At 69.4% G+C, this 21,501-nt stretch carries 16 protein-coding genes; 3 read left to right on the forward strand and 13 right to left on the reverse strand.

All coding sequences use genetic code 11. The features are described 5' to 3' along the window. From OG598_RS17560 to OG598_RS17570, 3 genes are read right to left on the reverse strand one after another with little or no spacing between them, the layout of a single operon-like run. Positions 1 to 825: a carbohydrate ABC transporter permease gene (locus OG598_RS17560; protein ID WP_112677133.1), complete on the reverse strand. Its 825-nt coding sequence runs from the start codon at positions 823 to 825 to the stop codon at positions 1 to 3. Beyond that, positions 822 to 1,775, reverse strand: coding sequence for a carbohydrate ABC transporter permease (locus tag OG598_RS17565; protein WP_328650184.1), 954 nt, complete (start codon positions 1,773 to 1,775; stop codon positions 822 to 824). The genes OG598_RS17560 and OG598_RS17565 overlap by 4 nt, the downstream gene beginning before the upstream one ends. Beyond that, positions 1,772 to 3,127, reverse strand: a complete 1,356-nt coding sequence (locus tag OG598_RS17570; protein ID WP_328650185.1) for an ABC transporter substrate-binding protein — start codon at positions 3,125 to 3,127, stop codon at positions 1,772 to 1,774. Before OG598_RS17570 ends, OG598_RS17565 begins: the two co-directional genes overlap by 4 nt. Positions 3,128 to 3,499: 372 nt before the next feature. On the opposite strand from OG598_RS17570, the gene OG598_RS17575 reads away from it, so the two are divergent. Beyond that, positions 3,500 to 4,525, forward strand: a complete 1,026-nt coding sequence (locus tag OG598_RS17575) for a LacI family DNA-binding transcriptional regulator (RefSeq protein ID WP_328650186.1) — start codon at positions 3,500 to 3,502, stop codon at positions 4,523 to 4,525. Between the two features lie 18 nt (positions 4,526 to 4,543). Next, positions 4,544 to 5,539: a family 43 glycosylhydrolase gene (locus OG598_RS17580; RefSeq protein ID WP_328650187.1), complete on the forward strand. Its 996-nt coding sequence runs from the start codon at positions 4,544 to 4,546 to the stop codon at positions 5,537 to 5,539. Positions 5,540 to 5,602: 63 nt separating this feature from the next. Here OG598_RS17580 and OG598_RS17585 read toward each other — a convergent pair whose 3' ends face one another. The 6 genes from OG598_RS17585 to OG598_RS17610 form a co-directional block, all read right to left on the reverse strand. After that, positions 5,603 to 7,996 carry an RICIN domain-containing protein gene (locus tag OG598_RS17585; protein WP_328650188.1) on the reverse strand — a complete coding sequence of 798 codons (2,394 nt, stop codon included), beginning with the start codon at positions 7,994 to 7,996 and terminating at the stop codon, positions 5,603 to 5,605. 80 nt (positions 7,997 to 8,076) lie between these two features. Then, positions 8,077 to 8,928, reverse strand: a complete 852-nt coding sequence (locus tag OG598_RS17590; protein WP_328650189.1) for a sugar phosphate isomerase/epimerase family protein — start codon at positions 8,926 to 8,928, stop codon at positions 8,077 to 8,079. A 6-nt stretch (positions 8,929 to 8,934) separates the two neighbouring features. Beyond that, on the reverse strand, positions 8,935 to 10,119 hold the full coding sequence (locus tag OG598_RS17595; RefSeq protein WP_328650190.1) for a substrate-binding domain-containing protein: 1,185 nt from the start codon (positions 10,117 to 10,119) through the stop codon (positions 8,935 to 8,937). Positions 10,120 to 10,132: 13 nt separating this feature from the next. Then, positions 10,133 to 11,116 (reverse strand): ABC transporter permease, encoded by a 984-nt coding sequence (locus tag OG598_RS17600; protein ID WP_091401048.1) that lies wholly within the window; start codon positions 11,114 to 11,116, stop codon positions 10,133 to 10,135. A gap of 2 nt (positions 11,117 to 11,118) precedes the next feature. Further along, on the reverse strand, positions 11,119 to 12,090 hold the full coding sequence (locus tag OG598_RS17605; protein ID WP_328650191.1) for an ABC transporter permease: 972 nt from the start codon (positions 12,088 to 12,090) through the stop codon (positions 11,119 to 11,121). Next, a complete protein-coding gene (locus OG598_RS17610) occupies positions 12,087 to 13,598 on the reverse strand; it encodes a sugar ABC transporter ATP-binding protein (protein ID WP_328650192.1) in 1,512 nt (503 codons plus the stop codon). Before OG598_RS17610 ends, OG598_RS17605 begins: the two co-directional genes overlap by 4 nt. 519 nt (positions 13,599 to 14,117) lie before the next feature. Here OG598_RS17610 and OG598_RS17615 point away from each other — a divergent pair. Then, entirely contained in the window at positions 14,118 to 17,666 is a 3,549-nt protein-coding gene (locus OG598_RS17615) for a ThuA domain-containing protein (protein ID WP_328650193.1), read from the forward strand. Between the two features lie 89 nt (positions 17,667 to 17,755). Here OG598_RS17615 and OG598_RS17620 read toward each other — a convergent pair whose 3' ends face one another. The 4 genes from OG598_RS17620 to OG598_RS17635 are packed head-to-tail and all read right to left on the reverse strand — an operon-like array spanning position 17,756 to position 21,403. After that, entirely contained in the window at positions 17,756 to 18,748 is a 993-nt protein-coding gene (locus OG598_RS17620; protein ID WP_328650194.1) for an aldo/keto reductase, read from the reverse strand. Then, entirely contained in the window at positions 18,745 to 19,623 is an 879-nt protein-coding gene (locus tag OG598_RS17625; protein WP_328650195.1) for an amidohydrolase family protein, read from the reverse strand. The genes OG598_RS17620 and OG598_RS17625 overlap by 4 nt, the downstream gene beginning before the upstream one ends. After that, positions 19,620 to 20,381: a 2-dehydro-3-deoxy-D-gluconate 5-dehydrogenase KduD gene (kduD, locus tag OG598_RS17630; protein ID WP_328650196.1), complete on the reverse strand. Its 762-nt coding sequence runs from the start codon at positions 20,379 to 20,381 to the stop codon at positions 19,620 to 19,622. Before kduD ends, OG598_RS17625 begins: the two co-directional genes overlap by 4 nt. Further along, complete coding sequence (locus OG598_RS17635; RefSeq protein WP_328650197.1) at positions 20,378 to 21,403, reverse strand: zinc-dependent alcohol dehydrogenase; 1,026 nt, start codon at positions 21,401 to 21,403, stop codon at positions 20,378 to 20,380. Before OG598_RS17635 ends, kduD begins: the two co-directional genes overlap by 4 nt. Positions 21,404 to 21,501 lie beyond the last annotated feature (98 nt).

A 21,501-nucleotide genomic window follows, 5' to 3' on the forward strand; every position in this document is an offset into this window, starting at 1 on the left:
CTACCCCTTCACTGACCCTTGGATCAGGGCCTTGATGAACTGTCGCTGGAAGATCAGGAACACGATGAGGGTCGGGGTGAGGATCAGCAGCGACCCGGCACACAGCAGCACCAGGTCGGTGCCCCACTGGCCCTGGAACGCTCCGAGCGCACCAGCCATGGTGCGTTTGGTGGCGTCGTCCACGAGGACGATGGCGAGCAGGAACTGGTTCCACGTCCAGAGGAACATCAGGATCGTCAGCGAGGCGATCGCCGGGCGGGCCAGCGGTACCTGGACCCGCCAGAACAACTGCCACGTGCTGCTGCCGTCCACCCGGGCCGCCTCGGACAACTCGACCGGCACGTTGGTGAAGTGTGCCCGCATCCAGAACACCGCGAACGGCATGTACAGCCCGATCAGCGGCAGGATGATGGCCCACCGGGTGTTGAGCAGGCCGAGGTCCTGCATCTGGTAGTAGAGCGGCGTTACCACTGCCTCGAACGGCAGGGTCAGACCCAGCAGGAAGAGACCGAAGACGAATCGGCCACCGGGCACCCGCAGCTGACCGAGCCCGAAGCCGGCCATGGTCGCGATGAGCACCGACACCGGTACGACACCGGCCACGATGAGCAGGCTGGAGCGGAGCAGGGCGCCCATGTTCGCGGCGGTGAAGGCGTCGGCGAAGTTGCCCCACTGCGGGTCGGACGGCCACTCGAGGCCGCTGGGCACTGTGCCCCGGGGCTGCAACGCCGCCGAGAGCATGCTCACGAACGGCAGCAGTGTGACGACGATCAGGGCGATCAGGAAGACCCGGCCGGTCAACTGTTCGCGTCGGCTCAGGTTCACTGCTTGTCCCCTCGGCTCAGGCGCTGGATCGGCAGCACGCACGCCAGCACGAGCAGCATGAGTACGACGGCGAGCGCCGAGGCGAGCCCGACCTGCCGCTGCGAGAAGGCCAGCCGGTAGATCTCCAGGCCCGGCACCGTGGTCTGGAGGCCGGGGCCGCCGCTGGTGGAGATGTAGACGATGTCGAAGCTGGCCAGGGCCGCGATGATCGTCACGGTGAGGCAGACGCCGATCTCCTGGCGCAGGCTGGGCAGGGTGACCGCGAGGAACTCGCGGACCGGACCGGCACCGTCGAGGCGGGCGGCCTCGTACAGCGCCGGATCGATCTTGCTCATGCCGGTGACCAGCAGAATCGTGCAGAGGCCGAGCAGCACCCAGGCCCCGATGACGCCGACGGCTGGCAGCGCCGTGTCGAAGTCGCCGAGCCAGGCGCGGGCGACGCCGCCCAGCCCGACCGCGCGCAGCGCCTGGTTGACCAGACCGTTCGACGAGAGCAGCCAGCTCCACGCGATGCCCGCCGCCACCAGGGGGATGACCTGCGGCAGGAACAGGATGGTCCGGACGACGGTGCCGAACGCGCCGGTGGTGATCCGGCGAACCATGCTCGCCACCAACAGCCCCAGCGCGACGGGGATGAAGCTGAAGAAGACGATCAGGACCATCGCGTTGCCGATGATTTTCAGCAGGTCGCTGTCGGTGAAGACGGTGAGGTAGTTGTCCAGGCCCACCCAGCGGGCCACCCCGATGCCGTTCCAGTCGTAGAGCGAGTACTGGAGCGTCAGGACGAGCGGGCGCAGGACGAACACCGCGTACATCACCAGGGCGGGCAGGACGTACAACCAGCCGGTCCCGGCCGCGCGGGCCCACCGGAATCGGTGGGCCCGCGTCGGGGTGGGGCGGGCGCGACGATCGTCGCGCCCGGTTGGTGCGCTGCCGAGGGCAGACGTCATCGGGACAGTTCCTTCTGATACTCGGCCTGGACCGCCTTCACGTACCCCTCGGGCGTCTGCTGACCGGCGATCAGCTTCTGCATCTCCGGCGTGATCGCGGCGGCGAAGATGCCGCCGGTCGCGTTCGCTGTGAAGTCCACGGCGCCGTTCTCCGCGCCGAGCTGCTGCGACGCCTTCAGGGTCTCGGCCAGCACGGTGTTCGGGGCGGCACTCGGCACCGGCAGGTCACTCGGGCCGCCGGGGCTGGAGCCGCCGACGGTCACCGAGATCTCGCGGGCCTTGGCGTTGGTGTGCACCCAGTTCAGGAAGTACGCGGCGGCGTCCGGGTTCTTGGCCTTGGCGGAGACGCCGAAGGTGTTGGGGGCGGACATCGCCACGTGCTTTCCACCGGGAGACTCGGTGGGGAAGAGGAAGAAGCCCACGTTGCCGGGCATCGACTTGTCGAGGTTGGCCGACTCCCAGTCGCCGTTGAACATGAACAGGCCGTTGCCCTTCTGGAACTCCCCCACCATGCCCGCGTAGTCCAGGGCGTTGGCGTCCTTGGTGAAGTAGCCGGCCTGGGCCCACTTCTGGATGGTCTGGGTGGCCTTCAGGGCGGCCGGGGTGTCGAACGTGGCCCCCGGCTTCTGGAAGATCCAGTCGGCGACCTGGGTCGGGTCGCCGAACTGGTTCTGTAGCGCCTGGTGCGGGAAGTTGATGCCCGCGGTGTTCTTGTTGAACTGCATGATCGGTTGGACCCCGCCGGTCTTCGCCTTGGCCAGCAGCTCCTCGAACTCGGCGATGGTGGCCGGCGGCTGGGTCATGCCGATCTGGCTGGCCAGCTTCTTGTTGTAGAAGACGCCGGTGACGCTGTAGCCGAGCCCCATCCCGTACAGCGAGCCGGTGCCCCGGGTGTTCTCGCCGACGCGCAGCTGCATGAGCTGCGAGGCGGGGAACTTGTCCCAGCCGTACGCGGTGAAGTACGGGTCGAGGTTCTTGAGCAGGTCGTCCTTGACCAGGTCGACCATGGTGGGGAGCCGGATGATGTCGGGCGAGTTGTCCGAGGCCATCACCCGGGGCGCGTTCTCCACGATGACAGTGAACTGGTCCTCGCGGATGTTGAACTTGACGTTCGAGTGCTGCTTGGAGAACTCGTCGGCCAACGCCTTGGCCAACGGGAAGCCGGTCTCCGCGTACATGTCCAGGGTGATCGGGTCGGCGCCCAACTCCGTCTTGACGGCGGCATCGGACTTCTGGGTCGACGACCGGTCCTTGCCCGGCGCGCTGCAGGCCGTCGCGGTCATCCCGACCGCCAGCAGCGACGCGAGGAGCACCGTTCTCCGTCGCGGAAACTTTGTCAGCAATTCTGCCATTTCATGACTCCTTGACATCACCACGCGTCCCGCGACCCATGGCCGCGCGACGGCTCCACCGGGACCAGCGCGACCGGGTGGCCGCCACGACACGTACGCCGTGACCTGCCGCCCGGGCGCAGCACCCGTACCGTCAGCAGAAAAGAACCCGGCACGGCCACCGAAGGCGCCTCTGGATGCACCAGAAGTGGTCGCTAAACTGATTTAGCAGAGCATGCGCGCGGCACGGGGAGCTGTCAAGGACAACTTGGCAACGGTGCGGAAACGTCGGGTTCACACCACGCCGACGTGACCGGCGCTCGATCCCGGGCGGCGACGCATCATGATGGGCGGGAGCGGTGCCTGTGGCACCGTGCCTGATTCGGAGGACTGATGGGCCGCAACAGAGCAACACTCGCCGACGTCGCGCAGAGAGCCGGGCTGTCCAAGACCGCCGCGTCGATGGTGCTCAACGGCAGGGAGGGCACCCGGCTCTCGGCCGAGGCGCACCAGCGGGTGTTCGCGGCCGCCGAGGAGCTCGGCTACCGGCCCAACCTCGCCGCGCGCAGCCTGCGCACCCGCAAGACGGCCACCATCGCGTTCGTCTCCGACATCGTGGCCACCACCCGGTTCGCCGGCGACCTCATCCGCGGCGCCCTCGACGCGGCCCGCGAACGGGACCACGTCCTGCTCATCACCGAGACGCAGGGCGACGCCACCTTCGAGCAGTACGCCATCGAGGCCGTCCTGGATCGGCAGGTCGACGGGGTGATCTACGCGGCGATGGCGACCCGACGTCTGACGGTGCCCGCGGCCATCCTCGGCGGGCCGGTGGTGCTGCTCAACGCCACCAGCCCCGACGGCCTGCCCAGCGTGGTCCCCGACGACGAGGGGGCCGGCCGCTCCGTCGCCACCGCCCTGCTGGAGCTTGGCCACCGCGACGCGATAGCGCTCATCGGTCGCAACCGACTCAAGGAGGACGACCCGGAGGTCTCGCTCGCCGCCAGCGCCCGCCTGCACGGCATCCGGCAGACGCTGGACGAGGCAAAGGTCGGCCTCCTGGCCGAGTGTTTCTGCACCGAGTGGTTGCCCGAGCACGGGTACGCCGCCATGCGCAGCCTGCTGAGCAAGCCGAAGCGACCCAGCGCGATCATCTGCATGAACGACCGGTTGGCCTTTGGCGCCTACCAGGCGCTCGGCGAGGCGGGGCTGACCGTCCCCGAGGACATCTCGGTCATCTCGTTCGACGACGACCCGATCGCCGCCTGGTTGCGTCCGAGCCTGGCCACCACGGCGCTACCGCACGAGCAGATGGGGCGGCGAGCGGTCGAGTTGCTCCTGGACGGGGGCGCCGCCGAACCCTCGCTCGTTCCGATGCCCCTGCGCCGACGCCGGTCCCTCGCGCCTCCGGTCGGCTGACCACCGGCTCTCCGATCCGTGCCGCCGGGTTGGCGTTGGCCGAGGCTAAAACGGTTTAGTGCTAGGTTTCCGACCATGCTTCGTCTACCCGACCACTGGGTGTGGGACAGCTGGTACGCGCGGGACGACAACGGCCTCTGGCACGTGTTCTTCCTGCGCGCGTCCCGCGCCCTGCACGACCCGCACCGCCGCCACCGCCGGGCCACCATCGGCCACGCCGTCTCGGCGGACCTGCGCTCGTGGCGCCTTGTCGCCGACGCCGTGGTCCCCGCCGACGCGCCCAGCTGGGACGACCTGGCGACCTGGACGGGCTGCACGGTCCGCGGGCCGGACGGACGGTGGTACCTGTTCTACACCGGGGTCGGCCGTGCGGAGGACGGCCTCGTCCAACGCATCGGACTGGCCGTCTCCGACGACCTCATGACCTGGCACCGGCACGGCACCGAACCGATCGTCCAGGCCGACCCCACCTGGTACGAGCTGCTGGACAAGGAGCTGTGGTACGAGCAGGCGTGGCGTGACCCGTGGGTGTACCCCGACCCCGACGGCGAGGGTTGGCACATGCTCGTCACCGCCCGCGCCAACACCGGTCCGGCGAACACCCGTGGCGTCGTCGGGCACGCCACCTCCACCGACCTCGTCACCTGGACCGTCGCCCCGCCGCTGTCGACTCCGGCCGGCTTCGGTCACCTGGAGGTGCCCCAGGTCGCGGTCCTCGACGGGCAGCCGCTGCTGCTCTTCTCCACCGAGGCCACCGGCAGCGCTCGGCGCGACGACCACCGGATCTGGGTGGCGACCGGCGAGACCACCCTCGGGCCGTGGGACATCGCGTCCGCCCAACCGTTCGCCCACCCACACCTGTACGCGCCCCGGCTGGTCCCCGGACCCGCCGACGACTGGTCCCTCATCGGCTTCCTCGACCACGTCGACGACACGTTCGTCGGGGAACTCACCGATCCCATCCCGGTCCGCTACGAGGCCGCGACCGGGCTGACGGTGGTCGAAGCGCCGTAACCGGACAGGTCCGGGCCGAGGCGTCTCGCCCCGGCCCGGACCTGTCGGTGTCCAGCTACTGGATCAGCTGCGCAGCTGCCATTGCTGGTTGGTGCCGCCGGAGCAGGCCCAGAGGATCAGCTTCGTGCCGTTCGCCGTCGCGGCACCGTTGGCGTCCAGGCAGAGACCCGACTGCACTCCCGTGATCGTGCCGTTGGCGTTGACGTTCCACTGCTGGTTGACACCACCGTTGCAGTCCCAGATCACCACCTTCGTGCCGTTGACGGTGCCCTGGCCGGAGGCGTCCAGGCACTTGGTGCCGTACACCATGAGCTGCCGGCTCGCGGTGTGGGTCCACCGCTGGTTGGCGACGTTGCTGATGCAGTCCCAGATCTGGGCCTGCGTGCCGTTGGTCGTGCTGGAGTTGCCGATCTCGGCGCAGCGGCCCGACTGTGCGCCAACGATCTGCACGTTCGTCGGGTTGGTGCTGCCACCGCTCTGCACGCCGGCCGTGTTGATCACGGTCTGCGCGCCCGACGGCCAGTTGCCGTTGCTGACCGTGACGTTGCCGTTGACGACGTTGCCGCGGTCACCGTTCGTCACGTTCGTGCCACTGCTGGTCGACCAGTTGTTGGTGACCGTGAAGTTGCCCATGTTCTCGGCGTAGTAGTAGTTGGCGGTGGCCCAGGTGCCGGTGGAGGAGAACACGTTGTTGCGGGCGGTGTAGTAGCGCGAGCCCTCGTCGAAGTAGAGCCCGAACCAGCCGTTGGTGCGCAGGCAGTAGTTCTCGGCGATCAACCCGCCCGGGTTGGCCGACAGCGAGTAGATGCACCCGCCGTCGGTCATCTGCTGCATGACGTCGTGCACGTAGTTGCCGATGACCTGGTTGTTGGCCGCGGTGGTCGCCGTGGCGTACCGCGGCTGGTAGTTGTACAGGCCACGGTTGGCGTAGTGCTGGCTGCCGCCGGCGTCGTTGGCGCCCCAGCCGTAGCCGACCGACATGCCGGTGTACGGCATGTTGTAGACCTCGTTGTGCGAGACCAGCGAGGTGTTCACGTAGGTCGTCAGGATCGAGACCACGCCCCGGTACTCCAGACCGAGATCGTGCACCTTGTTGTTGCTGACGGTGACGTTACGGTTGACCATCCGCTGGTCGCTGGGGTGGTGGGCGTCGGCGCGCACGCCGCCGACCACGACGCCGCCGGCGGAGTTGCGGGCGATCTCGGAGCGGGTGACGGTGATGTTGTTGGCCCCCAGGCCGACGCCGCTGGCGTGGGCGTTGGCGTCGTTGCCGATGCCGATGGCCGTCTGCCCGAGGTTGACGAACTGGGAGTCGCTGAAGCTGATGGTGTTGGCGGCGGAGACCTGCACGGCGGCCGGCATCTGCGCCCAGCTCGGGCGGGTGGCCTCGAACAGCGGACAACCCTCCTGGCAGGAGGTCAGCGCGTCGGACGGGCGGGCCCAGGTGCCGACGATGTGCGCGCCGGTCTGCTGGTCGGCGAAGCCGTTGCTGCTGCTGGGGCCGAGCCAGCTGGTGCCGGTGAAGGTGATCCCGCTGAACGAGATGTGGTGCGCGGGCGCGTCGTAGGTGCCGCCGACGTTCACCAGGGACTGCAACTGCGGCAGCTCCACGCTGACCGAGCTCATGTTCTGTCCGCTGAGCGGGATGTAGTTGAGCTGGCCGTTACTCGGGTTGAGATACCACTCCCCTGCCGAGTCCAGGAACTCGTACGCGTTGGCCAGGTAGAACGGGCCCGCGCGGTGGGGACGGGACAGCGTGTCGAAGCCGAAGGTGTTGTTGTTCCACGCCGGCTGCTGCATCGTCAGGAAGTTGCCGCTGATGCTCTGCACCGGCGAGTACCGGTCGGTGAACGAGCCGACGCTCTCCACCTCGACCCGGTTCTGGTTGCCGAGGTTGTTGAGGTAGGTGAGCGCGCTGTTGCTGAACCGCATGCCGGACGTGGTGAAGGTGAAGTCGGCGCGGTTCACGGCGGTGCGTGCCCGGGTGGCGACGGCCCCGTTGACGTAGAGCTGACGGGAGTCGAGGCCGGCGGGAACGTTGGCCCGCCAGATGTTCTTCCCGGAGTCGACGAGCGACCAGCCGGTGACCGCCCGGGCTCCGGTGATCGACGGACGGGCGCCTGCGGCCGCCCGCCAGATCACCTGATAGCCGTTGTTGCCCGAGTCGGCAGCTGTGAACCGCAGCGGCGACGAGAGCCGGTACGCGCCGTTGGCCAACTCCACCACGATGTCACCGGACATCGCGCTGTTGATCCCTCGCACCGCGGTCTGCGCGGCGCTCAGCGAACACGGTTGGCTGGCGGAACACGTGGTGCCGGTGCCGGAGGGCGAAGCGTAGAGGGTGGTGGTGGCCGCGAGGGCCGGGGCCGCCGAGGCGGTTACCGCGACCACTGCGGTCACCGCTGTCGCGGCGGCGCCGGCCAACAGTCGGCGCAGCGCCGAAAGGGACGAGGACACGGGACGGTGCTCCTGACGTGAGTTCGGGGTGGGGGTGGTGGAACGGCCTCGACCGGCGCGGGGGTGGCGGGTCGGGGCGGTCATCCGAGGATCTCCCGGAGATAGCGCAGGCCGTCCGTGGCGAGACGGTCCTGCGAGGGGGCCAACGGGCGCCAGATCGCCGCAGCGGTGGCGATGGCCTCGTTCTCCGCAGTGAACGACTCGATGCAGATCGCGCCCTGGTAGCCGGTGTCCCGCAGGACGGTGAAGAAGCGGGGCCAGTCGAAGTGGTCAGCACCGGGAGCGCCCCGGTTGGTGCCGCTGACCTGGACGTGCTTGATGTGCCGGCCGGCGACCGCGAGGGCCGCGTAGGGGTCGGCCTCCTCGATGTTCATGTGGTAGGTATCGATCATGATGCCGACGTTCGGCGGTAGCCCGTCGATCAACTCGATCGTCTGCTCGATCGTGTTGACGACGCTCGTCTCGTAGCGGTTCAACGCCTCGACACCGATGCTCACGCCCAACTCGCCGGCCTGGTCGGCAACCGGTGCCAGGGCCCGCCGGAAATCCGCGTAGCAGGCCGCGCGAGCCGCCGACGACATCCGCCAGGTGCGGCCGACCGAGGCGTACGCGGGACCGCCGACGCATCCAGCGCCGACGGCCGCCGCGCTTGCCACGCAGCCCATGAGGTACGCCACCGTCGACTCGACGACCGCTGGTGCGGCGTCGACCAGTTCCCGCCCCGGCGAGGTGACCGCGCAGACGCCGGCGGCGACGAGGCCGTGCGCCGCCAACAGGTCCCGGGTACGGATCGGGTCCCAGTCGCCGGGCTGCTCGATCGGCAACTCGACCGCGTCGAAGCCGAACGCGGCGATCCGCGGGATCAGCTCGGCCAGGGCCTTGTCGTCGACAGGCGAGGCCCAGACCCAGGGGTTGACGCCGATGGCGTACATCGGACCCTACTTCCAGCGCTGGGGGTAACCGGGCAGGTCGGTGCAGCCGCACATCGCGTAGTGCAGCGGCGGCATGCCCGCGTCGAGGTACTGGTCCAGGTTGTCCTGGGTGACGGTCGGTTGCGGCAGCTTCCACGGGTTGGACACCTGCTGGCCGTCGAGGATCCGCAGCGCCGCGATGATCGGCGTACGCCACTGGTAGGTCGGGTAGGTCGGCGCGATCGCCGTGAGCTTCTTGTCCTTCCAGATCTTCAGGAAGTCGAGCTGGTCCTCACCGTTCATCGGCGGAACCGGCTTGCCCGCGTCCTGGAACGCCTCGACCGCCGCGACGGCCACCGCTCCGGCGTCCATCCAGACCCCGTCGATCGTGCCGTACCGCTGGATGTAGTCGTCGACGATCTTCTTGGTCTTGGCCGGGTCGCCGTCGGTGAACTCGACACCGACGACGTCGACCTTCGCCTTGTCGAACGCCACCTTCGCCGCCGACCAGCGGGTCTCCAGGACGTCGACGCCGGGCAGGATCCGCAGGGCGAGGACCTTGCCGCCGGGCTTCATCTTCTGGCTGACGAACTCGGCCCCGACGTGGCCGAACCCGTAACCGCCGATGGGGTTGATGAACGTCACCGGGCACTTCGTGTTGACGCCACGGTCGAAGACGACGACCGGCAGCCCGGCCTTGCAGGCCGCCTCGATGGCCGGGGTGAGCGTGGCGGTGGTGTTCGGCGAGACGATGAGCGCGTCGCAGCCCTTGCCGAGCAGATCGTTGATGTCCGCGATCTGCTTCTGGTCCTTGCCCTCGGCGTCGACGTGCACGAACTCCTTGATGCGGCTCTTCTGCGCCTCGACCTCGGCCTGCATGGTCTTGAACCCGACCTGCCGCCAGGGGTTGTTCAGGGCCGCGTTCGAGAAGCAGATCTTGTGGGGGCCGTTCTTCTTGAACTTGGCGGTGTCGACCATCGTCGGGTTGAGCACCTGCTCCCACGGCTTGTCGGCCGGGCCCGTCGGTGCCGCGTCGAGCAGCGCCAGCTCGGCGTCGTAGTCGGCCTGCACGAAGAACTTCGACTGGTCCCCGGTGCCGGAGCCAGTGGCGGCGGATGCACTTCCCGACGGGCTCGCGGCTGGCTCGTCGGTGGCACAGGCGGCGAGGGACAGCAGGGTTACGGCGGCAATCGCCGCCATGGAACGTCGCACTATGGTTTCCCCTTTATCTCGACGAAGAACGCGTTGCCGAGACCGCCACGGCGAGCAGGATGATCCCGCCCTGGACGGTCGACCTGAGGGCGCCGGAGACGCCGTAGAAATTCATGAGGGCGAACAACAGCTCGAGGGTCAGCGCGCCGAGCATCGCCCCGACGACCGCGCCGCGACCCCCGCCGAGCGCCACCCCACCGAGGACGACAGCGGTGATCGCACCGAACTCCAGACCAGCGCCGGCCTGGAACGACACGCCGCTGTAGCCGCCCAGCAGGATGGCCGCCACCGCCGCCGCGAGCCCGCTGAGGATGAAGGCGAAGGTCCGGGTACGCCACACGCGTACACCGCTGAGCTCGGCGGTGCGCGGGTTGTCGCCGACGGCGACAAGCGTCCGGCCGAAGTCGGAGCGCATCAGCAGCACGGCCGCCACCGCCAGGACCACGAGGACCAGCAGCGCGTACGGCACGCGGCCCAGCACCGGCACGTCCTCGAAGGCCCGCCGGCCGAACCGCCGGAACTCCTCGGAGAGCCCACCCTTCGGGGCGCCGTCGGACCACAGGTAGACAGCGCCGACGAGGATCAGGAACATGCCGAGCGTGGTGATGAACGACGGCACCCGCAGCCGCGTGGTGATCAGGCCGTTGACCAGCCCGACCAGTGCGCCGAAGGCGAGCAGGAGCAGCACCACCGGCCAGGTACGCGCCGGGTCGCTGTCGATCAGCCGGGCGGCGACCACCACCTGAGCGGTGACCAGGGAACCGACCGAGAGGTCGAACTCGCCGGACACGATCACGAAGTACTGGCCGGCGGCGAGCAGGATGATCGGCGCCGAACGACCGAGGAAGGACATCAGCGACTGCGGGGCCAGGAAGTCGGGCTGCCGGATGCCGACGAGCACCAACAGCACCGCGAGGATCGCGAGGATCGGCAGGACACCACCGGGACGCACCCGCGGCAGACGCAGCGGCAGGGAACGGGGCTGGACGGTCTGCATGGCTAGGCCGCCTTTCGCATGGCCCGGCGGGCGTAGACGGCGACCGCGGCGATGATGATGACGCCCCGGATCACCTGCTTGAAGAAGGCGTCGACCTCGAGCTGGTTGAAGATCGCGTCGATGCTGGCCAGCAACAGCACCCCGCCGACAGTGCCGATGACGCCGCCGCGCCCACCGGCGAGGGCGGTACCGCCGATCACCACCGCGGCGATCGACTCCAGGTCGTAGAGGCCCTCGGTGCCGACGCGTGGGGCGCCCGAGCCGAGCCGACTGGCGAGGTAGATGCCGGCGAGCCCCGCGCACATCGAGCACAGCACGTGGGCGGTGACGAGGACCCGGTCGTTGCGGACGCCGGAGAGCCGGGCCACCTCCGGATCCCCGCCGACGGCGACCAGGTGGTGGCCGAAGCGGGTCCGCGAGAGCGCGAACCAGGCCGCCGCGGTGACCGCTATCAACAGCAGGAACGACACCGGCACCGGACCGACGCGCTGGTAGCCGAGCGCCTGCACCAGCGAGGGTGCGGTGGTGCCTGCCGGGCCGTCGTAGCCGTTGTCGAGGTAACCCTTGAGCAGCAGCCCGACGCCGAGGGTCGCGATGAACGCGTTGACCCGGAACCTGGTGACGAGAAGCCCGTTGAGCAGCCCGACGCCGGCGCTGACGACGAGCACCAGGCCGATCGCCGGCAGCACCGCGCCGTCGCTGCCGTTCATCGTCTCGGCCGCGACGAGGGTGCTGAGGCTGATCACGTACGCCACCGAGAGGTCGAGCGAGCCCCCCAGGATGACAAGGGTCTGGCCCACCGCGACAAGCCCGAGGCCGGCGGCGACATGCAGCAGACTCACAGTCGTGGACTGGTTGAAGAGCTGACCACCGTCGAGCAGGACGACCAGCCAGCCGATCGTCAGGGTCAGGGCCAGGGCCACGAACACGCCCGGTACGGAACGCCGGGCCGGCAGCAGCGACAGAGCGCTCACTGGACCGTCTCCCGAACGGCGCCGACCGCCAACGCGACGACCTCCTCCTCGGTCGCGCCGGCGGGCAGCTCGCCCGCGACGTGGCCGTCCCGCATGACGACGATCCGGTCACTCATCCCCAGCAGCTCCGGTAGATCGGACGAGATCATCAGCACGGCTGCGCCGTCACGGGCGAGGCGGCGGACGAGGTCGTGGATGGCTGACTTCGCGCCCACGTCGATGCCCCGGGTCGGCTCGTCGAAGAGCAGGATCCGCGGGTTGAGCGCGAGCCATCGGGCCAGCACGACCTTCTGCTGGTTGCCGCCGGACAGAAAGCGGATCTCCTGGTCGTCGCCGGCGCCGCGGATCTCCACGGCGGCCAGCAACTCGCGTACCCGGGCGGTCCTCGCGGCCCGGCCGGACCGGGCGGCGAAGACGGCCCGGCTGGCGAGCAGCGCGTTGTCCAGCACCGACTGCCGGGGGACGATCCCCTCACCCTTGCGGTCCTCGGTGACGTAGGCGACGCCGGCCCGCATGGCGGTGCGGGGTGAGCGCAGTCGGACCGGCCGGTCGTCGAGCGTGACGTCGCCGGTAGTGAACGGCGACACCCCGAAGATCGCGCGGGCCAGCGCCGAGCGCCCGGAGCCCTGGAGGCCGCCGATGCCGAGCACCTCGCCGGCGCGCAACTGGAGGTTGACGTCCCGCAGCTTCCGGTTTCCCGCGTCGCGAAGGTTGAGCCGCACCGGGCCCCGGTCCTCGGGGGCGGCCCGGTCCGGGTAGTAGCTGGACAGTTCCCGGCCGACCATGTGCCGCACCAACTCGTCGGCGGTGGTGTCGGTGGTGTCCACTGTGGTGACCCGCCGGCCGTCCTTGAGCACCGTGATCCGACCGGAAAGGTCGAAGACCTCGGCGAGCCGGTGCGAGACGTACAGCAGCCCGATGCCCCGCTCCTGGAGCCGGCGCACCAGCCCGTAGAGCAACTCGACCTCGTGGTCGGCCAGGGCGGCGGTCGGCTCGTCCATGATGAGCAGCCGCGCGTCCAGGGCGAGCGCCTTGGCGATCTCGACGACCTGCTGCTGCGCGACGCCCAGCTGCCCCACCCGGGCGTCGGCCGGCAACGTGGTCTCACCGATCGAGGCGAGCAGCCGCGTGGTGCGGTCGAGCATTCCCCGACGATCGACGAGCCCGCGCCGGACCGGCTCGTGCCCCAGGTAGACGTTCTCCGCGACGGTGCGCTCCGGGAGCAGGTTGAACTCCTGGTGGATGATGCCGATGCCGGCCCGCTGCGCATCGCGTGGGCCACGGAACGTACGCGTCGCACCGGCGAACTCGACAGTGCCCCCGTCCGGGGCGTACCCGCCCGAAACGATCTTCATGAGGGTCGACTTCCCGGCACCGTTCTCACCGACCACGGCGTGCACCTCGCCCGGCGCGACATCGAGGTCGACACCGTCGAGGACGCGGACTCCGAGGAAGGACTTGCCGATGCCCCGAAGGGTGAGAAGCGGCGTCGGCGGCGGATCTGACATCCCGAAAGCCCTCACAGACAGTAGTCATCGACATGATTGAATGCCACACTACGGCGGCTTCGAGGCGCTGAACAACAAGCTTTCGTGCCAACAACGAGGACTTACGTTCTTGCGGTGCAAACATTTCCTTGACACCGGCGAAACATCACACGTATGAAGATAGATGTTTGGATGCGGCTCCGCAATCCTCGATCAAGCCCGACTGCCAGGCTGGGCTGCGATCGGCAGGCGGTGCCGCATCAAGGGGGCCGAGCGCGACCGCCGTCCACCGGGCAGGACGTCGGACGTTACTTCGTGCATTGACAGTCTTCGATCTCTAGCTCATCCTGACCTCGTGGACCACGGGACGAGAACCACCGCCACCATCACGCTGTGTGAAGTCCCGCAGGTCTGACTGCCGTTGCGGCGAACGGCATGAGGACAGACCAGCGCGCCCGTGTCCCTCGCGTGTCCAGGTCAACCTGACGCGTCGTAGGACCCGTGGTCGCAATCCCTACGCCCGCCCAACTAGGAGACGGCATGCGTCGTAACACATTGCTCATCTCAGTGATCGCCGGCCTGTTGCTGGCGCTCGGACTCGCTCCACCCGCGTCGGCCGCCCCGGCCTTCCGCGCCCTCGTGTTCAGCAAGACCACCGGCTACCGGCACGACTCGATCCCCGCCGGGATCAGCATGCTCCAGCAGCAGGCCGCCGCGAACAACTTCGAGATGGTGGCGACCGAGGACTCGAGCGTCTTCACCGCTGCCAACCTGGCGACCTTCGACGTGATCGTCATGCTCCAGACCTCCGGCATGGTCTGGACCTCGGCGGCGCAGCGCCAGGCGGTCGAGGGCTACCTCGCCAGCGGCAAGGGCATCGTCGCCATCCACAACGCCACCGACATGGGCATCGAGTCCGAGTACCCGTGGTGGGACAACACCATCAACGGCGGCGCCCACATGCCCGAGCACTCCCCTGGAGTGCTGCCCGGCACCGCGATCGTCGCCGACAAGAAGCACCCGTCGACGGCCTCTCTGCCGGACCGGTGGAACCGCAGCGAGGAGTGGTACAACTTCGACACCAACCCGCGCGGCAAGGTGCACGTCCTGGTGACCGCCGACGAGCGCACCTACAACCCGGGATCCCGGGCGATGGGCCCGGACCACCCGATCTCCTGGTGTCGCGACACCGGCGGCGGGCGGGTGTGGGCCACCGCGATGGGTCACGCGATCGCCTCCTACAGCGAGACGAACTTCCAGAACCACGTCCTCGGTGGCATCAAGTGGGCCGCCGGGAACGCCGCCGGCGACTGCGGCGGCACCGTCTGGGCCAACTTCGAGAAGCGCACCCTGGACGACAACACCGTCGACCCGATGGCGATGGCAGTGGCCCCGGACGGTCGCGTGTTCTACGCCCAGCGCGGCGGGCAGCTGAAGATCTTCAAGCCCTCCACGAACAGCACGGTGACCGCCGGCACGCTGAGCGTCTACACCGGCGGTGAGGACGGCCTCACCGGCATGGCGCTGGACCCCAACTTCGCCACCAACGGGTACGTGTACCTGTACCACTCGCCGGCGAGCAGCTCGACCGACGTCAACCGGGTCTCCCGCTTCACGATGAGCGGCGACACGCTGAACACGTCCAGCGGCGTGACGATCATCGACATCCCGGCGTACCGGGACCGGACCTTCCCGGAGCCCGGCCACACCGGCGGGTACATCGAGTTCGGTCCGGACGGCAACCTCTACATCGGCACCGGCGACGACACGCCCCCGAACCTCGACCCCAACTGGCAGGGCTACGCCCCGCTGGACTGGCGCTCGGGCAAGTCCAACCTGGACGCCGCCCGAACCGCGGGCAACACGAACGACCTGCGCGGCAAGCTGCTGCGTATCCGCCCCGGCGCCAGCGGCAGCTACACCATCCCGAGCGGCAACCTCTACCCCCAGGGCACGGCGCAGACCAAGCCGGAAATCTACGCGATGGGCTTCCGCAACCCGTTCCGTTTCTCGATCGACGCGGCCACCGGCTGGGTCTACCTGGCCGACTACGGGCCGGACCGCAACCCGCCCACCACCAACCGTGGCCCAGAGGGCCTGGTCGAGCTGAACGTGATCAAGACGCCCGGCAACTACGGCTGGCCGTTCTGCCACGGCAACAACCAGCCCTACGCGCCGTACAACCCCGACACCGGCGTCGTCGGCGCGAAGTTCAACTGCTCCGCGCCGGTCAACAACTCACCGAACAACACCGGCCTGACCAGCCTGAAGCCGGTCGTCATGCCGAACATCTGGTATGGCTACCCCGCCTCGACGACCTTCCCGGAGCTGGGCTCCGGCGGCTCCGCGCCGATGGGCGGCCCGGTCTACCGGTACGACGCGTCGAACCCGTCCGCGACGAAGTTCCCGCCCTACTACGACGGGGTGCACTTCTTCTACGAGTGGTCGCGCAACTACATCAAGGAGGTGCACTTCGACTCCTCCACGGCGGTGACCCGCACCAACCCGTTCCTGCCCAGCGGTGGGTTCAACAAGCCGATGGATATGGAGTTCGGCAAGGACGGCTCGCTCTACCTGCTGGAGTGGGGCACCAACTTCGGTGGCGGCAACAGCGACTCCGGGCTCTACCGGATCGACTACATCCAGGGCGGCCGGTCCCCGATCGTCAAGGCCACCGGCACACCCACCAGCGGCACCGCGCCGCTCACCGTCCAGTTCAGCAGCGCGGGCACGTCCGACCCGGACGGCAACACGCTGAGCTACCTGTGGACGTTCGGCGACGGCACCACCTCGACGGCGGCCAACCCGTCGAAGACGTACACCGCCAACGGCAACTTCACGGCCCAGCTGAAGGTCACCGACAGCACCGGCAAGACCGGCTTCGCCAACGTCCCGATCACCGTCGGCAACAGCGCCCCGGTGGTCACCATCACCACACCGGGCAACGGAGGCATGCTGACCTTCGGCGACAAGGTGTCGTACCAGATCACAGTGACCGATCCGGACGGCGGCACCGTCGACTGTTCGAAGGTCATCCTCAACCCGGCGCTGGGTCACGACGACCACGCGCACGAGACCACGGAGTACCCGGGCTGCTCGGGCACCATCTCCACCGACCTGCTCGGTGGGCACCCCGATGGCGCCAACCTGTTCTACGTGCTGAACGCGCGGTACACCGACAACGGCGGCTCGGGAGGCGGGTCCCCGCTCACCGGCACCGCGCAGGCGATCCTCCAGCCGAAGCACAAGCAGTCCGAGTACTTCAGCAGCCAGTCCGGCATCCGCGTCGTCGACCAGGCGGCGGCGGAGAGCACCAAGCGCGTCGGTGACATCTCCACCAACGACTGGATCGCGTTCAGTCCGATGAACCTGTCGGGCATTTCGACGGTCAGCTACCGGGTGTCGTCGCCTTCCGGTGGCGGTTCGATCGAGCTGCGCTCCGGCTCGCCGACCGGCACCCTGCTGGCCACCACCACGGTGCCCAGTACGGGCGGCTGGGACAACTACCAGTCCACGACTCCGGTGAACGTCGCCGCCTCCAGCGGGACACAGACGCTCTACATGGTGTTCAAGGGCAGCAGCAACTCGTTCGATCTGGACTCGCACACCTTCGGCGGAAACGGCGTCGGGACACCCGGCACCGGCACCGGCGGTGGCCTGGCGGGCAAGACCTACACGGTCACGGCGCAGCACAGCAACAAGCTGATGGACGTCAGCGGTGTCTCCACCGCCGACGGCGCCCAGATCACCCAGTGGGCGTCCACCGGTGCCAACAACCAGAGGTGGCAGGCGGTCGACGCCGGCAACGGCGCGCTCTACCTCAAGGCGGTGCACAGCGGCAAGTGCGTCGAGGTGGTCGGCAGTTCGACCGCGGCGGGTGCCTTCCTCCAGCAGGCCACCTGCAACAACGGCAACCAGCAGAAGTTCACCGCCACCGCGACGGGCACCTCCGGCGTGTACACGGTGAAGAGTGTGCTGAGCGGCCTCTGCGTCGACGTCAACGGCGCAGCCACCACCGACGGCGCCCGACTGTTGCAGTGGACCTGCCACAGCGCGGCCAACCAGCAGTGGCGGTTCACCGCGGTGTGACCCCGCGGCGGTCGCGGTAACAGATGACGTCCCGGTCGGGACCGGTATCCGAGAAACGGAGCCGGTCCCGGCCGGGACGTCGTCGTTGATCAGGCAGGCCGACGGGGCGGCGCGGCGAGCAGCCCAGCCGCCGCCAGGTCGTCCCACAACTCCTCCGGCACGACGATCCCGGACCGTCGCACCGTCTCGACCGCCTGCGCCTCGTTGCGGACGCCGACCACAGTCGACACCACGGCCGGGTGCCGGCGGACGAAGGCGAGGGCCGCCTGCGGCAGGGTCACCCCGTACGTCTCGCAGACGGTGGCGATCCGCCGCGCCCGCTCGATCAGCGCCGCCGGGGCCTGCTGGTAGTTGTAGACGGCGTCGGCCGGCGGCCGGTCCCGCGAGAGCAGCCCCGAGTTGTAGACGCCCGCGATGACCACGCCCACCCCCCGGTTCTCGGCGGCCGGCAGCAGGTCGGCTGCCGCACCCTGTTCGAGCAGGGTGTACCGCCCTGCGCACATCATCACGTCGACATCGGTTTCCCGGACGAACCGTGCCAGCATCGCCGACTGGTTCATGCCGGCGCCGATGGCGCCCACGACGCCCTGGTCGCGCAGGTCGATCAGGGCGGGTACGGCCTCGTGCGCGGCCTGCTCCCAGTGGTCGTCCGGGTCGTGCAGGTAGACGATGTCGATCCGGTCCAGCCCGGTCCGTTCCAGGCTGGCCTCGATGGAGCGGAGCACGCCGTCGCGGCTGAAGTCCCACACCCGCCGGTGGGTCGCTGGCACATCGAACCCGTCCGAGTCCCGCAGGTGCGCGTCCTGCGGCGACGGCACCAGGAGTCGCCCGACCTTCGTCGACACCATGTACTCGTCGCGCGGCCGTTGTCGCAGCGCGGCGCCGAGGCGGCGCTCGGACAGCCCGAGACCGTAGTGCGGCGCGGTGTCGAAGTACCGGACGCCCGCCTCCCACGCGGCGTCGACAGCCGAGGCGAACTCCTCGTCCGTCGTCGTCCGGTACAGGTTGCCCCCCTGGGCGGCGCCGAAGCCCAGCTCGGTGAGCCGTAGCTGCGGGCGGCGCGGCAGTGCGCGCGCCATCATGACGGCCCCAGCCCGTAGACGCGGCGTGCCGTCTCGCCCCAGACCGATGCCTGGCCGGTAGGGTCCTGGCCCTCCAGCAGCTCCGCCAGGGTGTCGACCCACCGCTGGTACGAACTGGCGAGCAGACAGACCGGCCAGTCCGAGCCGAACATCAGTCGGTCCGGCCCGAACGCGTCGAGGGCGTCCTCGACGGCCTGTCGAAGGTCGGCCGGCGTCCAGTGCGGGAGCGGCACCTCGGTCACCAGCCCGGAGAGCTTCGCGGTCGTGTTGGGCGAGGCCGCCAGCGACCGCAGGTCGCGGCTCCACTCCGCCATCTCCGGACTGCCGAGCGCGGGCTTGCCCAGGTGGTCGAGGACGAAGCTCACCTCGGGCAGGTCGCGCGTGAGACGCGCGGCCATGGGGAGCTGGTGTTGGCGTACCAGCAGGTCGAAGACGAGGCCGGCGGCGCCCACCGCCGCGATCCCCCGACGGACGTCGGGGCGGTCCAGGTACGCCGGGTCGCTCTCGGACTGCACGAGGTGGCGGATGCCGACGAGGCGCTCCCCACCTCGGGCTGTCCGCAGACCGTCGAGGCGCTCCGCAACGTCGTCGGCGGTCAGGTCCACCCAGCCGACGACCCCACGGACCAGTGTGTCGTCGGCCGCCACGCCCAGCAGGTCGACCGTCTCCGTGTCGGAGGCGACGGACTGCACCACCACTGTCGCGGTGACCCCGGCCGCCCGGGCCAGCGGCGCGAGATCGGCGGGTTCGAAGTCGGCGTCGATGGCCGCCATGGTCACCGGGTCGATCCACGGCTGCGGGTGCCGGGCGCGGACCCAGAGGTGGTGGTGCGCGTCGACGATCCCGGTACGTCCGGGCTCCTGTGCGCCGGTCATCGGCCCAGCCAGCCGCCGTCGACGGGCAGCACGACGCCGTTGACGTAGTCCGACGCGGTCGACGCCAGGAACACGGTGGCGCCGCCGAGATCGTCGGCCCGGCCCCACCGCCCGGCCGGGATCCGGCCGAGGATCGCCTGGTTGCGATCGGGGTCGTCGCGCAGCGCCTGGGTGTTGTCGGTGGCGATGTAGCCGGGAGCGATGGCGTTGACGTTCACCCCGTGGGCCGCCCACTCGTTCGCCAACGCCTTGGTGAGACCGGCCACGCCCGACTTCGACGCGGCGTAACCGGGGACGGTGATGCCGCCCTGGAAACTCAACAGCGACGCTGTGAAAATGATCTTTCCTCGGCCGCGCTCGACCATCGTCCGGCCGATCTCCCGGCTGAGGATGAACTGGCTGCTGAGGTTCACCTCGATCACGTGATCCCACATCTCGTCCGGGTGCTCCGCGGCCGGGGTGCGGGCGATCGTGCCGCCGTTGTTCACCAGGATGTCGACCGGCCCGAGAGCGGTGATGTCGCGGGCCAACCGGTGCACGGCCGCCCGGTCGCCGAGGTCCGCCCTCAGCGCGGTGAACCGGCGCCCGGTGGCGCGCACCCGGCGTTCGACCTCGCTGCCCTCCGCTTCGAGCTGGGCGGAGACCCCCACGATGTCGGCGCCGGCCAGGGCCAGGGCCTCGGCCATGGCGAGGCCGATACCGCGCCGCGCCCCGGTCACCACGGCGGTCTGGCCGGACAGGTCGAACAAGGCCGTCACTGGTTCCCCTCCCGAACATCGAGCAGCACCTTCATGACGCCGCCACCCTCCAGCGCCTCGAAGGCCGCGCTGACCGCCTCGACCGGCTCGACCCGGGAGATCAGCTCCCGTGCCGGGATAGCACCCGAGGCGACCAACCGGATCGCCTCCACCATGTCGTCGCGCTGGTACAGCCGGGCACCAAGGAGCTCCAGTTCACGCCAGAAGAACCGGTGCAGGTTGACCTCGCGGGGCTGAGGGTGGATCGCCACCATGACCAGCCGCCCGCGGGTGGTGAGGACGTCGACCGCCGTGGTGACGCCGGCCGGGGAGCCGGACACCTCGAAGGCGATGTCGGCGCCCGCGCCATCGGTACGGTCGTTGACCAGCGCCACGACGTCGGTCGCTCGCGGGTCGACGGCCTCGATCCCGATCCCCTCCGCCACCTCGCGTCGGAACGGGTCCGGCTCGACGAGGAGCACCCGCGCGCCACGACCCCGCGCGACGGTGGCGATGAGGACGCCGACCGGCCCGCCGCCGACCACTACCACCTGGTCGTCGGCGGTCACGTTCCCCCGGCGTACGTCGTGCACGGCGACCGCCACCGGCTCGACGAGCGCCGCGTGGTCGAGGGGCAGCTCCTCCGGAAGCGGCAGCACCAGCTCCACCGGCACGGTCCAGGAGGACTGCATGGCACCGGGTGAGTCGATGCCGAGGAAGTTCATCGCGTGGCAGACGTGGGAGTTGCCCCGCTGACAGGCGGCGCAGCGTCCGCAGGGCCGGGTCGGCATCACGGTGACGGCCTGACCGATGTTCCAGCCGGTCACGCCCTCGCCGACGGCCGCGATCCGCCCGGACATCTCGTGCCCGATGATCGCCGAGTCACCAACCCGGGCGTCCATGTCCCCGTGGTAGATGTGCAGATCCGTGCCGCAGATGCCGGTGTACGCCACCTCGATCCGTACCTGGCCGGGGCCTGGTGGCTCCGGTTCGCGGTTCTCGATTCCGAGGTGTCGCGCTCCCCGGTAGACGACTGCCTTCATCGTTCCTCCGTCTCGACGGTCGGTACGTCGATCGTGCCGACCGGGCATGGCCGTGGGTGCACCGCCGTCGCGATGCACCCACGCCTTTCCGTTCTGGT

Origin of the sequence: Micromonospora sp. NBC_00330 (genome assembly GCF_036136635.1) — a bacterium.
Lineage (GTDB): Bacteria > Actinomycetota > Actinomycetes > Mycobacteriales > Micromonosporaceae > Micromonospora > Micromonospora salmantinae.

Excerpts from the sequence above, each read along its gene's own strand:
- OG598_RS17565 (WP_328650184.1), bottom strand. The coding sequence starts at position 1,775 with ATGACGTCTGCCCTCGGCAGCGCACCAACCGGGCGCGACGATCGTCGC.
- OG598_RS17570 (WP_328650185.1), bottom strand. The coding sequence starts at position 3,127 with ATGGCAGAATTGCTGACAAAGTTTCCGCGACGGAGAACGGTGCTCCTC.
- OG598_RS17575 (WP_328650186.1), top strand. The coding sequence starts at position 3,500 with ATGGGCCGCAACAGAGCAACACTCGCCGACGTCGCGCAGAGAGCCGGG.
- OG598_RS17590 (WP_328650189.1), bottom strand. The coding sequence starts at position 8,928 with ATGTACGCCATCGGCGTCAACCCCTGGGTCTGGGCCTCGCCTGTCGAC.
- OG598_RS17600 (WP_091401048.1), bottom strand. The coding sequence starts at position 11,116 with ATGCAGACCGTCCAGCCCCGTTCCCTGCCGCTGCGTCTGCCGCGGGTG.
- OG598_RS17610 (WP_328650192.1), bottom strand. The coding sequence starts at position 13,598 with ATGTCAGATCCGCCGCCGACGCCGCTTCTCACCCTTCGGGGCATCGGC.
- OG598_RS17615 (WP_328650193.1), top strand. The coding sequence starts at position 14,118 with ATGCGTCGTAACACATTGCTCATCTCAGTGATCGCCGGCCTGTTGCTG.
- OG598_RS17620 (WP_328650194.1), bottom strand. The coding sequence starts at position 18,748 with ATGATGGCGCGCGCACTGCCGCGCCGCCCGCAGCTACGGCTCACCGAG.
- OG598_RS17625 (WP_328650195.1), bottom strand. The coding sequence starts at position 19,623 with ATGACCGGCGCACAGGAGCCCGGACGTACCGGGATCGTCGACGCGCAC.
- OG598_RS17635 (WP_328650197.1), bottom strand. The coding sequence starts at position 21,403 with ATGAAGGCAGTCGTCTACCGGGGAGCGCGACACCTCGGAATCGAGAAC.